The organism is Paraburkholderia sp. BR13439, from assembly GCF_040948805.1.
GTDB lineage: Bacteria > Pseudomonadota > Gammaproteobacteria > Burkholderiales > Burkholderiaceae > Paraburkholderia > Paraburkholderia youngii.
This window is the reverse complement of the sequence record NZ_JBFPKN010000245.1, coordinates 1-222: the sequence shown is the minus strand read 5'-3', so window position 1 is coordinate 222 and position 222 is coordinate 1. Positions and strand designations below refer to the sequence as shown.

Annotated in this window: 1 protein-coding gene; it reads left to right on the top strand. The window is 65.3% G+C overall.

The genetic code is table 11. The features are described 5' to 3' along the window. On the top strand, positions 1–222 hold a 222-nt coding region (locus tag AB3X96_RS43050), incomplete at both ends, for an IS66 family transposase zinc-finger binding domain-containing protein (protein WP_368594472.1).

Here is a 222-nt window from a genome sequence, read left to right as displayed (position 1 = left end):
TCAGCCGCAAGCCGCAGCCGAGCCGCTACCCCAGCAACCGAAGCGTGCAGCGCTGCCGGCGCAATTGCCGCGCACAGAGATTCGCCACGAGCCGCAGAGCACCGTATGCCAGTGTGGCTGCGAGCGCGTGCGCATCGGCGAGGACATCAGCGAGAAGCTGGACTACACGCCAGGTGTGTTCACCGTGGAGCGGCATATCCGTGGCAAGTGGGTGTGCAGAAA